Origin of the sequence: Nostoc spongiaeforme FACHB-130 (genome assembly GCF_014698475.1) — a bacterium.
GTDB lineage: Bacteria > Cyanobacteriota > Cyanobacteriia > Cyanobacteriales > Nostocaceae > Nostoc_B > Nostoc_B spongiaeforme.
Window position 1 is genome coordinate 81,845 of sequence record NZ_JACJTB010000003.1, and the last position, 12,166, is coordinate 94,010.

Annotated in this window: 12 protein-coding genes; 5 read left to right on the forward strand and 7 right to left on the reverse strand. The window is 41.1% G+C overall.

Features of this window, described 5'->3' with window-relative positions; genetic code table 11:
- Positions 1-10: 10 nt before the first annotated feature.
- Positions 11-589 carry a TetR/AcrR family transcriptional regulator gene (locus tag H6G74_RS04360; RefSeq protein ID WP_190966510.1) on the reverse strand — a complete coding sequence of 193 codons (579 nt, stop codon included), beginning with the start codon at positions 587-589 and terminating at the stop codon, positions 11-13.
- 49 nt (positions 590-638) lie between these two features.
- On the opposite strand from H6G74_RS04360, the gene H6G74_RS04365 reads away from it, so the two are divergent.
- From H6G74_RS04365 to H6G74_RS04385, 5 genes are all read left to right on the forward strand, one after another.
- A complete protein-coding gene (locus tag H6G74_RS04365) occupies positions 639-1,280 on the forward strand; it encodes a 2OG-Fe(II) oxygenase (RefSeq protein ID WP_242051149.1) in 642 nt (213 codons plus the stop codon).
- A 288-nt stretch (positions 1,281-1,568) separates the two neighbouring features.
- Positions 1,569-2,390 (forward strand): NADPH-dependent oxidoreductase, encoded by an 822-nt coding sequence (locus H6G74_RS04370; protein WP_190966512.1) that lies wholly within the window; start codon positions 1,569-1,571, stop codon positions 2,388-2,390.
- 331 nt (positions 2,391-2,721) lie between these two features.
- Positions 2,722-3,564: a hypothetical protein gene (locus tag H6G74_RS04375; protein ID WP_190966513.1), complete on the forward strand. Its 843-nt coding sequence runs from the start codon at positions 2,722-2,724 to the stop codon at positions 3,562-3,564.
- Positions 3,565-3,765: 201 nt separating this feature from the next.
- A complete protein-coding gene (locus tag H6G74_RS04380; RefSeq protein ID WP_190966514.1) occupies positions 3,766-4,143 on the forward strand; it encodes a GIY-YIG nuclease family protein in 378 nt (125 codons plus the stop codon).
- A 4-nt stretch (positions 4,144-4,147) separates the two neighbouring features.
- Entirely contained in the window at positions 4,148-4,354 is a 207-nt protein-coding gene (locus H6G74_RS04385; RefSeq protein WP_190966515.1) for a hypothetical protein, read from the forward strand.
- Positions 4,355-4,485: 131 nt separating this feature from the next.
- On the opposite strand, the gene H6G74_RS04390 is transcribed toward H6G74_RS04385, so the two are convergent.
- The 6 genes from H6G74_RS04390 to vnfD all read right to left on the reverse strand — a co-directional run bounded on the left by H6G74_RS04390 (position 4,486) and on the right by vnfD (position 11,726).
- Complete coding sequence (locus H6G74_RS04390; protein ID WP_190966516.1) at positions 4,486-4,854, reverse strand: aspartyl protease; 369 nt, start codon at positions 4,852-4,854, stop codon at positions 4,486-4,488.
- Entirely contained in the window at positions 4,851-5,168 is a 318-nt protein-coding gene (locus H6G74_RS04395) for a hypothetical protein (RefSeq protein WP_190966517.1), read from the reverse strand. The genes H6G74_RS04390 and H6G74_RS04395 overlap by 4 nt, the downstream gene beginning before the upstream one ends.
- 84 nt (positions 5,169-5,252) lie before the next feature.
- Complete coding sequence (locus H6G74_RS04400; protein ID WP_190966518.1) at positions 5,253-6,653, reverse strand: nitrogenase component 1; 1,401 nt, start codon at positions 6,651-6,653, stop codon at positions 5,253-5,255.
- A 40-nt stretch (positions 6,654-6,693) separates the two neighbouring features.
- Positions 6,694-8,223 (reverse strand): nitrogenase component 1, encoded by a 1,530-nt coding sequence (locus tag H6G74_RS04405; protein WP_190966519.1) that lies wholly within the window; start codon positions 8,221-8,223, stop codon positions 6,694-6,696.
- Positions 8,224-8,323: 100 nt separating this feature from the next.
- Complete coding sequence (gene vnfK / locus H6G74_RS04410) at positions 8,324-9,715, reverse strand: V-containing nitrogenase subunit beta (protein WP_190966520.1); 1,392 nt, start codon at positions 9,713-9,715, stop codon at positions 8,324-8,326.
- A 247-nt stretch (positions 9,716-9,962) separates the two neighbouring features.
- A complete protein-coding gene (vnfD, locus tag H6G74_RS04415) occupies positions 9,963-11,726 on the reverse strand; it encodes a nitrogenase vanadium-iron protein, alpha chain (RefSeq protein ID WP_190966521.1) in 1,764 nt (587 codons plus the stop codon).
- Positions 11,727-12,166: the final 440 nt, after the last annotated feature.

Consider the following 12,166-nt stretch of genomic DNA (forward strand, 5'->3'; position numbering starts at 1 on the left):
GCCCCCATTCCTAAATCTCCGCCTGAATCAACAAACCCGCAGCCTTTTTCGCCTGTGATGCGGTTGACCAACTGCCTTCCATCATGGCAACTACGATCGCACCTTGTATGAGCAACAGCAGTTGTCTAGCTAATTGTTCTGGTAATGTAACTTCTGCTGCTTGAGCAAGAGTTTTGATGTAGTGGTAAATCGCCTGTTGATGTTCTAGTGCTACTCGATACCCAGGATGGTCAGGATTAGCTAATTCTACGGAGGCGTTAATAAATGCACAACCTCGAAAATCTGGGCTTTCAAACCATTCTCTTAAAGCATCAAATATTGCCAAAAGTTGTTTAGCAGGCTCAGAGGTTTGTTGTTCAACAGTGGTTTTTAGCCATCGACACCATTTTTCATCCTCTTGTCGCAACCAAGCTTCAATCAAAGCATCTTTTGATTTGAAATGATTGTACAACGACATTTTGGCTACACCAGATTCCGCAATGATTCTGTCAATCCCGACATTGCGAATACCCTCCCGATAGAACAAATCTGATGCTGTATGCAAAATGCGATCGTAGACAGATTTACGTTTTGTTTTTAGTTTAGTCATCTACCTTAACCAAATCATGCTAAATCTCCCATCTATTCATACCGCAGTCATGCAAAAAGTTCCGTATCATTGGGCTTTAATTAAAGATTTATTATCAAAAGAAGTAAGTCTAGAATTAACCGCCAGTTTTCCCAAACAAGATTTTTTTCTATCAACTGGGGAGGGGTACGGCTATTATTGGGGAAAGATAATTGCTTCTAATCAAGATATTCCTTTACTGCTCAAATTTAAAGATGATCGCTGGCGACAAAGACTTGCACAAGGAAAATTAACTTCTGATTTAAAACACCTCAGTTATGTGTGGCGAAATTTGATAGAAGGACTATGGACAAATACTTATCGTCAAGCTTTAGGAAATATGACTGGATTGGATTTGACAGATTGTGTAATGGATATTGGATTTCGTCAATATAAATCGGGACATCAACATTTTCCGCATACAGATGAACCGAATAAAGTTTTAACTCATCTACTATTTTTCAATCAAGAATGGTCAGAAAATTGGGGTGGTTATTTGCGGATTCTGAAAGACTCTGAACCTGATTCAGCCTTTCAAGATATTTTACCTTTGAGTCATTCTTCAGTTGTAATTGTACGTTCTGATAATTCTTGGCACATGGTAACTCCAGTTACTTCTCATACATCTGAAAGTCGCTTGGCTTTACGAGTAGCTTTTTTTCGGAATGTTTAGTGAATACCTCCTAATTATTGTCTAGGAAAAATGGATGATGAATAGCAAAGTTTATCATTTCTCAAGACTTTGGAAACAAATTGTTCCTGCGCTGTTTGTTTTGCTGATATTTATCTCTTTTGTGATGTCAGTAAGAGAAATATTAGCAGTGGATATTTACTCTGATTATTATTCTTCAAGCGAATTAGAATCTTTGACTAAGATTGTGTTTTTGTTTCCAGAGTAGTTGATAAACGCGGAGGAACGCGGAGAGTTTTTGCAATTTTGAAATATTTGGAGTTTTTAACTATGACTAATCCTGTGGAAGTTTTGCGATCGCGCTACGGTGAAATTCCTTTTGATTACAATATTCCCTGGAATGATTCTATCGGAACAATATTATCTCACCGTTCGGTGCGGTCTTATTTGCCTGATCCTTTACCACCAGGAATTTTAGAGTTGCTAGTGGCTGCTGCTCAGTCTGCTGCTAGTTCAGCGAATATGCAAACTTGGAGTGTGGTAGCGGTTGAAGATGAACAGCGCAAAGAGGAATTATACAAACTGGCTAATAACCAAGCCCATGTTAAACAAGCTCCTGTATTCTTGGTATGGTTAGCAGATTTAGGTCGTCTAGCTCATATTGCTGACAGTCGCGGACTACCTCATGTTGCTCTTGACTATGTAGAACTGTTGGTGAAAGCCATCGTTGATGCTTCAGTTGCAGCACAAAATGCGATCGTTGCTGCTGAGTCTTTGGGTTTGGGAACAATCTATATAGGTGCAATCCGTAAAAACACTCAAGAAGTCGCCACATTATTGAACTTACCTCCTTTTGTGTTCCCTGTCTTTGGGATGTGTGTGGGTTTCCCCAATCCTGAAGTGAAACCAGCAATTAAACCCCGTCTACCCCAAGCAGCTGTGTTGCATCGGGAGACTTATAAATTAGGAGAACAAGAAGATGCGATCGCTCGTTACAACGATATTATGAAACAGTTCTACACCGAACAAAACATGAATGTAGCCGGTGATTGGTCAGAACACTCCGCCGAGAGAATAGCTACCTTAGACTATCTCAAAGGCTGCAAAAATTTACGCGAGACTCTCAATAACTTTGGCTTCAAGTTATTGTAAATTCATCCAATAGGAAAAACTCTACTTTGAAAAGTCTTGAGCGTGGGTTTCCTGCGCTCAATTTTTCGCTATGTTTTTCCGTTTTGAAAATAAATCAATTGGAATAACACTCAGGTAACAATGAGTTAAGCGATCGCCAACCCTAACTAATCAATCGTGTTCATAATCATTCTACTGCGGAAGAGGAAGTTGAGAGGAAAAGTGAGGATTATCTATAGGAAAAACTTTGAAAGAAAAACAAGTAATTATATTTAGCTTATGTTTAGTTTTCTTAAGATAAAGCTGACTGTTGTTATAGTGTAATATTCAGTCAATTTACCTGTAAAAAATTATGGATTCTTGGTTGACAGATGAGGTCAAATATTTGCTTTCCCAACCTTGTCTCACTATTTCATCTGTAATAGCGAGAAGATTAAACAACCGGATTAAAGGTTCAAAACAAAATATAGACGAACGTGCCTTTACAGAGTATTTGGTAGATGCCTTAGATACTTCATCATTAGAAAATGTTTGGGGAAGTGTTATTGGGTTGTTACGAGATCAGAACATCTATCTAAACACTAAGATCCGAAAGTCTACAAAAGAAAATAAAACAGGAGCAGATATTGGTCTAATCATTCAACGTCGGATAAAGCAAAATAATAGTCGGTCGGAAATACAATATAGTTGCCTCATTCAATGCAAGAGAGTTGATGTGAATGGTCAAATAGATGACTTTTATCATACAGTTGGTGACGAGGAGAAAACTCAAAGCAGTTTAATGCTTGATATTACTCCTAGCTCATTCTATTTTATTTTTACTCCCTCGTGCTTGCTTGATATTGATTATTCATTAATACCTACTGCATTTATTGATGCTGGGAAAGAGTGTTCGTCTCCAATATGGGATATGGGACACTTTGGATGTGATGAAATCTGGTTTCCACTTCTATCAGATAGTCAAATAGATTCTATCAGTGGAGTTTTAGTTGTGCCAGCCCTGGCTGTAGAAGCTCAGAGAAAAAAAAGTAAAGATGCAAAATTAAAGGACATTCTGCCTAACTGTATGCCTCTTTGGTATTGGTTCTCAGAAATATTAGTAGCTGGTTTTGCTGGAGACCCAAGACAAGACGTAATAAATACAGCAGCGAATAGTGTGAAATTTTCTATTGAAATTAATATTGGAAATGGCTAATTAGTGCGATCGCTTATCGCTGTAGCATTGTTTTTTCTTGCCAGCACTGACCAAAAGAGCGATCGCATTTAAGACTGTGACTGTGGAAGCGATCGCCTGTGCTTTGCTAAACATCAGCGATCACGAATTTGGCAGTAATACACCAAGCCTATGGTGATAAAATAATCGCCACGCGCCAATGCAGGTAGTATTGCTGTCTTCATGCCAACAAATGATTCTGATCTACAAGCCCAAGCTCGACATATTATCGATGAAATCGCCTTTATCCCCTTCGAGCAATGTCAACCATTAACCCGTGACTTTAAAAGCCTTCCTCCTCGTCCTGGTATCTATGCAGTCAGACACAGAAATGACGGATTGCTCTACATTGGTAAAACCAAGAGTCTGCGGGGGCGTTTCAGTGGTGGACACAAAGCTTTTCTTTGGGCATGGCTCGATAAATATGACGATGAGGACGTTCGGATCGCAGTGCAGATAATTTCGCATTGGGAAAACCCTGCGTTACTATTGGAGCTAGAAGCCATCATTCTCAGAGCCACGGAACCACCTTATAACGTTCAAATCCCAATGGAGATTTAAAGTTATGCAGGCCAAACTTCAAGAGCAACTTACAAGTGCTGATGCTGAGGTGATTTTAGGAAGATTGCCTGAGCGAATCCGCACAGCCTTAATTGCGCGTGCTGCTGAAATTGAATATCCAATCGAAGCCGTGGTTGAGATGGCGATCGCAAGTTTTCTTGACTCAGAGGCGTTGGGTTTTGCAGATTGTAAACCAGGGCGAGGCCAGTAACGCATTGTAGTTATTATTTTTCTTCCCCGCACTGACCAAAAAAATGATCGCATTTAAGGCTATGACTGTGGAAGCGATCGCCAAATTGCACTAAATAATTAATTCATCCTTTTATTCAGTAACACCATATATTATATGTAATCTAATGTAACTCTATTTTGACTATAATCAGCGACTAAAATAAATGATTTCAACCATCGAGAACCTAATAAAATTTCCTGTATTTCATCTCCAGCAAATACAGGAATTTCCCATTCTTGATTATCTATAATGACTCTACCGCTATAAACATCAAATTCAGTTTCTCCTTGAGCAGTTCTCAATTTATCTTGATTTAAAAACTGCCAATCAAGACTTTCTACATCTTGTTTGTTCATAGCTAAAAACTCAGTAAATCCTGTATCTAGCATTGTTTCTACAGGAAAACTCAAGCCATCCCCGCCAATTAAATCTATTTCAAAATAAATTTGTCCATATTCTCCAAATCTTCCCTCAATCATATTCTGCCACTTACACCTGTTTCATTAATGCCAAAAATATGATGAATCACTTGAGGGTGTTTTTCTCTAGCCATTTTACTGGCTACTTCTTTATCCTGGTCAATAAAATAATCACCGCTATCAGGTTCAATGGCAATATACCAGCCAGAATATTTATCTAGTATTTCTGGTTTTAAACGCTCAAAAATTACCCAACAACGCTCATAAAATGCTTGTCTTCTGGCTCTATCTTGGGCTTTTTGGGCTTTTGTCCACTGAATTTCCGGGAATACTCTTCCACGTCTCACGATTCTTTCTGGTGAAGAGTGTGTCATATTTTTTACATAATGGAGATTTATTTTCCATATTCTATTATAAAGCGATCGCCCTCATGATTCCCCAAGAGCGATCGCCTGCTTCTAAGTCCAGTGAATATGTTTGGAACGAAATGCTCTTTCCCAATCGTTAGCAATGACTTCCATCATGTTAATCATCCCTTCATAGCCAAAATATGGTCTATCAAGATAAGTCTCTCTGTTAGTCGGAGTAAACACATCAAAAGCAATTTTAATTCCCAATTCCTCCGCCATGTATTTTTCCCATGCCGAGCCAATCACAGCATCAGTATCAACCTCCGCCAAAGCTTGTTTAATCTGATACCCATCAGCAGAAAATACTACACGGGGAGATATTCCCATACTTTGTAATTCTCGCTCTAGAATTGAACGAGATTCGCGCATTCCTGAACGGAACAACAACACTTCTGGAATCATTTCCAACTCTTCAAACAGCATTCTTACCAACCCAATACCCATCGTCCCATCCGCAGACACAGCAATTCTACAGTTACGATATCGGGGAATAATCATCAATGCTCGTTTGCGGAGGGTCTCGACAACTTTGTTTTCACCTTCTTTGATGAGTGGTTCTACTCTTGTTTCGTCTATTTTGAAATGCGCCGCTAAAGCCTTCAACCAGCGTGTAGTATTCTGCACACCAATGGGTAAAGGTATATCATCCAGAATTAGCGGAATATCATGGGTTTGCTGCATTTTCCGCGCAAACTTATACCCCACATCATGACTGAGAAGAATATTGGCAGTTGCGTTACCCGCTTGTTCCAATTCTTCAAAGGAAGTACCATGAGAAATTACTGTTTGTACCTTAATCCTCAAAGATTTTAAAGTCTGCTTCACCCATTCCAAGTCAGCCCACCAGGTAGGATTGACATTTGCTTGGGGTGCAATAATATTGACAATTCTGGGTTTTTTACCGCCGCGTCGCTTCTTTCTTTTGTGGATGAAAGGAAGTAAAGCTTCTAAACCCATTTCCAAGCCATCGTAAGCATTACCACGAAAACCACCAGCCAGCAGAGGTACAAGCTTGGCGTTGATTTCTGGCTGGATATTATTGCATAGTCCCTGAATATCTTCACCGATAATATCTGCGGCGCAAGTACCAACGACAAACATTACTTTGGGATTAAAAGATTGATCCGCCTCTCTAATCAAACCTTTGAGTTTATCAGATGCACCCATGACAATATCTGACTCAAACAAGCGCGTACAACCGACTTTGCGCTTAGTAAAATCCACCTCATGGTTATCATAGCCAGCCGCTACCGTAGAGGCGCAACCTTGGGGAGAGTGAATCACGATACTGACATCTTTAATCCCCGCGACCATGTTAGCAATACCTTCTAACGCACAGCCAACGATGGGGTCTTTGCTGTGATCGCAATTATCAAAGGTTAGTGGCTCTGTGTGGGAGGGTATGACATTGAGTTTCTGGGAGTTTTCACTTGTTATTCCTGACAACATTTTCCTCTTCTCTGCATATACGGTACAGTTAGTTAAGCCATTACTCGTTAAAACATTTGCCCCGCTTCTTCCCTGCATATACAGTGCAATCTGGCAAGTCTTGGGCTAATTTTCCGGTGAGTGATTGAGTAGATGCTAATCCTGAGTTTTTCGGGAATACCATTTGCTTAGTTAGGGAACTGCGGGGTCTAAAACCATATTCAAGGGCGGTTTTAATACACTTGGCGACCTTTAAAGCTCCGCGATAGCCAAATCTAGGACGATTTAAGATGGCGTTTAAATCGACAACGGGAATGTGGGGGAAACTCAAGGAAGAACCGAAGTAAACTACAGAATCAGCATCTAAACCACCGATAAATTCTAGTAATTCATCTTCAGTTTGTTTCATGGATTCATACTTACCAAAAGCTAAAGTCCCCTTGGTAATCAAGATTTCTGGGTCTAAGCCTGTTTCCAGCAAGTAATCTACACTGGTTTCTCGTGCTTCTGTACTCCAAGGATGGAAGTTATAAATAACCGCACGCATCCCAAAATCACGTTCCAACATATGGGCGATAGACAAGCACTTAATAGCGTCATGTCCCTCGATAATGGCTAACTTACCTTCGATATATTTCTTGGCTGCTTCAAATTCTGTTTTGATAGCTGCATATTCCCGTTCCATCAGGGCTTCTGCTTGTGCTTCCATCTTTAAATATTTTGCCGCCCCACGCAACCATTTTTCTGTAGCACTGATACCATAGGGCAGAATTGTCGAATTTAAAGGTGTACCAAATCTGTCTGACATAGCTTTACCGATGGTATAGCCCAGATCCAAACATAAGGTACAGTTAACGGCTGCGCTTGGTGCTTGTTTGAGTTCTTCTAAGGTGCAGTCACCAGCAATCACACTGTGAACTCTTGCACCCATCCCTTTAATTAGTCGTTTTAGTTCCTTAACATCTCCTTCTACTTCTGTCCTTTCTGGCCCCATCTTCGCGCCCACAATATTGACAGAATCAGCTAGTTGTGCTTGGCGTTCTGGAGTAGGCGGCTCCATAAAGTCTACAATCTGGCGGAAGACGATATCAAAGCCACTGCGATATTCTCCGGCGAAGCCTTCGCAGTGTATCGTCATAATTTCTGCGTCGATTTCGCTACGAGCTTTACCCACTACTTCATCTACACAATCGCCAATAATCCCCGACGCGCAACTAGTAGCAACAACGATCGCATCGGGATGATATTTTTGATCTACTTCCAGAATCGCACCGCGTAATTCCTTTTCCCCACCAAAAATCACCGCTTTCTCACTCATATTAGTAGTGACAACAGGTTCATAAGGCGAACCACTGTTGCGGCTATTAGTAAGTTTATATGCTCGTTTAACTCCATAAGCACAGCCACTCGGCCCATGAGAAATGACGATCGCATCCTTAATCCCACTTAAAATTTTGATTGCAGTCCAAAATTTACAGGGTCGAGTGTGACTACCCTGTAAAGTGGTTTTAATCTTACCTTCTTTTGCCAGTTGATACAGTTCGCTTAAATGCCCGTAAAATACGACATTCGCATCCATATTTGTTGCCATAATTCTTCTCTCCCATGTTCTATAAAAACGCAGAGGAATTTAGTTAAAACTTTGCGTTCCTCTGCGTGATACTCAGCGTTCCTTTGCGTTTATAAACCTCTTACCAAACGTTTAAGATCCACTCACGATCATGCTTGTATTCCATGTCTGCAAACATAGCGTTAGCGATCGCATCTCCCAACCATTCCGCACCGCGATAACCAATCACAGGGTTTTTCCACAAACCTGCACGGTCAAAGGTGGGGAAGCCTACGCGTACCATTGGAATTTGATTATCGATCGCAATATACCGACCTTTGGAGTGACCCAAAATCAAATCGATATCGCCTTTTTCTTTCACGCGGCTTTCCAGTTCCCACAAGTCAGCATTCCAGATGACATCAATGTCATACTCAGCGTGGTTTGCTCTCTTAGCTAACTCAGCTAGTCTGGGGTCTTTGGAAGCAGCTTGGTTATCATCACCCAACAACAGCAATACTGGCTCTAATTCAACTTCTAAGCAGAACTCAGCCAAGCCAATTACTAAATCGGGGTCGCCGTAAATAGCTACACGCTTGTTAGCAAAGTACATATGTGCTAAGTCAGCCAAGGAGTCAATCGCTTTACCCCGTTCTACTACCAAGGATTCTGGGATTGGCTTACCGGTTAGTTTCTTGATATTTTGTAGCCAAGCGTCAGTATTCTTGATACCAATTGGTGTAGGGCCAACGATCGCAGGAACGTCAAATTGCTCTTGTAAGAATTTAGCAGCGTTACCACCTTCATATTTGCACAGAGCGATCGTTCCCACAGCATTGGCAGAACCAGCAATATCTTCAATGGTAGTATTACCAAAGGTAAAGCTGTTCTTATCTGGCATGGTGGGAGCATTGAAGGTTTCAGTATCTAATAAGATATTGGCATCAACGCCCATTTCGCTGAGGATGTGCTTAACTTCAGTCACATCACCAGGGTTAACCCAACCGGTAATGATGTTTAACTTACCGTTTGGTTCACCTTTTTTCGCCAAGTTAGTGATCAAGGAAGTGACACCAGCATCATATCCTGTTACCTGACTACCACGGTAACTAGGAGTATGTACAGGAATCAACTTCACTTCCCGATTTGGATACTCTTTCTTTAAGAACTTGTTGACTTTGTTGATTGTACCTTCTACGTCATCCCCAATGGTTTCAGTGGAACAAGTGGTGATGATGGGAATCAAACGTACATCAGGGTAGCGTGCTACTATTGTTTTCACGCCTTCTTCAATCCGTGGCATACCACCAAATACCGCACTAGCTTCATGGAGTGAAGAAGATGCAATGTCAAAGTTTTCTTTCAAGTGTTGGGCAAAAATCAGGCGGACAAACATACTGCAACCTTGTCCACCATGCACCAAGGGAATACAATCTTTAACACCGATAGTTGCATATTCAGCACCCGCAGGCTGACAGGTAAAAATGGGATTGATTACCCCAGCACGTTCTTTCTTAGTTACAGCTAAAGTCATCTAAATTGCCTCCTAAATAGGGTGAAATGTGGGTAAATAGAACTCAGAACTGATATTTGAATCGAATTTCGCCTAAATTTTGCAGTTCTGAGTTCTATGTTGGTGATTGTCTAAGTTCGACTGGGGAGAAGATTTTATAGATTCTGTGTTTCTCTCACCCTCTCTGCGCCTCTGTCTTGAAAAGTTTCCTACGCCGGGAAACCCGGCTTCGAGGAACTTTTCGCTGCGGCTCTGCGTGAGACTCTTATTAATAGAGAGAGTGGTGCAGTTCACCGTTGAGAGAACCAGCGATCGCAATACCGACCAGATTTTGCTTAACTGACTCTAGTACAGACTTAACTTGCGCCTTATCCAACTCTTTGATCCAAGGTAAGTTGCGTTTGAGTTCAGACACCAGAATCTTCGCATCTGCATAATGCAACTTGTCCGTCAGTGTTTCCTGAACTGATCTTTCTCCACTTAAGAGTTCGGCAGCTTTCTTGATTACACCATTGATGTTCTCTTCTCTATCCCATGCACGGGAGTGGAATTGCCACAAACAACGTTCTTGAATGTAGGTTGTGATATTGGTCACTTTTTCATTCAAGTGTTCAATTTCTTTTGTCTTGGCAGGAGCTTGAGGAGCATCATCACGAACATCAATAGCAGCAAGCTGCATCAAAGGAGAATAAATGGCATTGTACAAATCTCTTGCCATATTCACCGCACCTTCAAAGCCCATGTAAGGCCCATTGTGATAACCATGACCATTCACATAAGGCAAGTGCAGTTTCTTCACTAACGCACCTACCCGTGGCCCAGTCAACACCACATCAGGACGAATCATTTCCAGAACTTCAAAGAACTCTAATTCATTACCATCATCAATATAGATTGTGCCTTCTTGACCTCTGGCAATGACCTTTTCAAAGTCTTCTTGGTGTCCGAACTTGGAAGACATGGATACTACCTGCATTCCTAAGTCGTCTTCTAATGCTTTTGTCCAGTGCCATAGTCTAGGGCCACCTGTCCAAATACAGACTTTTTTGCCTGAGAGTCTTTCCTTGTACCAATCCATTTTCTCTTGGTATTTGGCGATTTCTTCGGCAATTACAGCCTCGGCTCTGTCTTCAATGCCGAAGAATGCGCCGATTTTCCGTAGTGCTTCTTGGCAATAGTCAAAACCCCAGGTGTCTACGTCTAGACGCGGAATACCATATCTCTTTTTGAGTTCGTTGGCGATGTAACCGGCTGAACGCGCACAGTTGGTAACGTTGAGTTGCGCTCTGTGCATTCCCCGTAAGGAGTCATAAGTACCATTTCCGGTGAAATGAGCAATGATTTGAATGCCCATTTTTTCCATGTACTTCTCTAGTACGAAGGTGTCACCTTGGATGTTGTAGTCACCGATGACGTTGATGGTGTAGGGTGAGGTGATTTCTGGCTCTAATGTGCCGACTTTTTCGTTAATCCAAGCGATGTTGAGGACGTGGTGTCCTTTGGATTGGCTCACACCTGCAAATCCGGGACATTCTACGCAGAAGATGTCTACGTCACCGAGTTCTTGCTGTGCGCTTTTGACTACGGCGCGGATGTCGTCACCAATCAAGGCTGTGGCGCAGGTGGTGTAGACTATCATCCGTTTGATGTCGGGGAATTCTTTGAAGGCTTCTCTGATGGATTTGCCTAGTTGTTTTTCGCCACCGAAGACGATGTGGGATTCTTTCATGTCTGATGACCAGACGTATTTTAGTTGAAAGTTACCGTTGTCGCTGGGGTAGCGTTTGGTGTGCCAGGTGTCGTAGGCGCAACCGATGGGGCCGTGGATCATTTGGATGGTGTCTTTGAGTACGCCACCAATTACCAGTTTGGCTCCGCAGTAGCTACATCCACGTTCTGATAGTGAACCTGGGATGGTTTCGATGTTGGAGAGAGGAAGGAATTGGGTTGTGTCTTCGCCTTTTTCTTTGATGTATACGTGCTTTTCTCTTTCAGGAATTGTTTCGTCGCACTTTAATAGTTTTAGTGGCATTCCTTTATTCTCCTTTGCTGATTTCTCTTTCTTTCTTCTTGCCTTTAATCGATGACCGCCTCAAGAAGAAATCTTTTTCTTTTGTCTTTCTAAAGATTAACAATTCTTCTAATTATTAAACAGTATTTTGAATGACAAAAACGAAAAAATATAAATAAAATATGAGCATTTTGAATTTATAAAGACAGGTCTGTATATTAATAAGATAACAATCAATATATTGGGTAATTAAACAAAATAAAATAGACAGAATATTCTATTTGCAAGACATCTATTAGAGTGAGTAAAATATATTTACCGGGAATATATTTTTCTATAAAGCCTTGCTATATAGTGGTTACAGCAATAACTTTGCTTCCAAATATTTAGAAAATTCAGGTTTTACTAAACAGAGATTATTATCTTCTAGAATCAGGAGTTATTATTCTGAATCTGTATGA

Bases quoted from the DNA above. Each gene is read 5' to 3' on its own strand.
- H6G74_RS04360 (WP_190966510.1), bottom strand. From the start codon at position 589: ATGACTAAACTAAAAACAAAACGTAAATCTGTCTACGATCGCATTTTG.
- H6G74_RS04365 (WP_242051149.1), top strand. From the start codon at position 639: ATGCAAAAAGTTCCGTATCATTGGGCTTTAATTAAAGATTTATTATCA.
- H6G74_RS04370 (WP_190966512.1), top strand. From the start codon at position 1,569: ATGACTAATCCTGTGGAAGTTTTGCGATCGCGCTACGGTGAAATTCCT.
- H6G74_RS04375 (WP_190966513.1), top strand. From the start codon at position 2,722: ATGGATTCTTGGTTGACAGATGAGGTCAAATATTTGCTTTCCCAACCT.
- H6G74_RS04380 (WP_190966514.1), top strand. From the start codon at position 3,766: ATGCCAACAAATGATTCTGATCTACAAGCCCAAGCTCGACATATTATC.
- H6G74_RS04385 (WP_190966515.1), top strand. From the start codon at position 4,148: ATGCAGGCCAAACTTCAAGAGCAACTTACAAGTGCTGATGCTGAGGTG.
- H6G74_RS04390 (WP_190966516.1), bottom strand. From the start codon at position 4,854: ATGATTGAGGGAAGATTTGGAGAATATGGACAAATTTATTTTGAAATA.
- H6G74_RS04395 (WP_190966517.1), bottom strand. From the start codon at position 5,168: ATGACACACTCTTCACCAGAAAGAATCGTGAGACGTGGAAGAGTATTC.
- H6G74_RS04400 (WP_190966518.1), bottom strand. From the start codon at position 6,653: ATGTTGTCAGGAATAACAAGTGAAAACTCCCAGAAACTCAATGTCATA.
- H6G74_RS04405 (WP_190966519.1), bottom strand. From the start codon at position 8,223: ATGGCAACAAATATGGATGCGAATGTCGTATTTTACGGGCATTTAAGC.
- vnfK (WP_190966520.1), bottom strand. From the start codon at position 9,715: ATGACTTTAGCTGTAACTAAGAAAGAACGTGCTGGGGTAATCAATCCC.
- vnfD (WP_190966521.1), bottom strand. From the start codon at position 11,726: ATGCCACTAAAACTATTAAAGTGCGACGAAACAATTCCTGAAAGAGAA.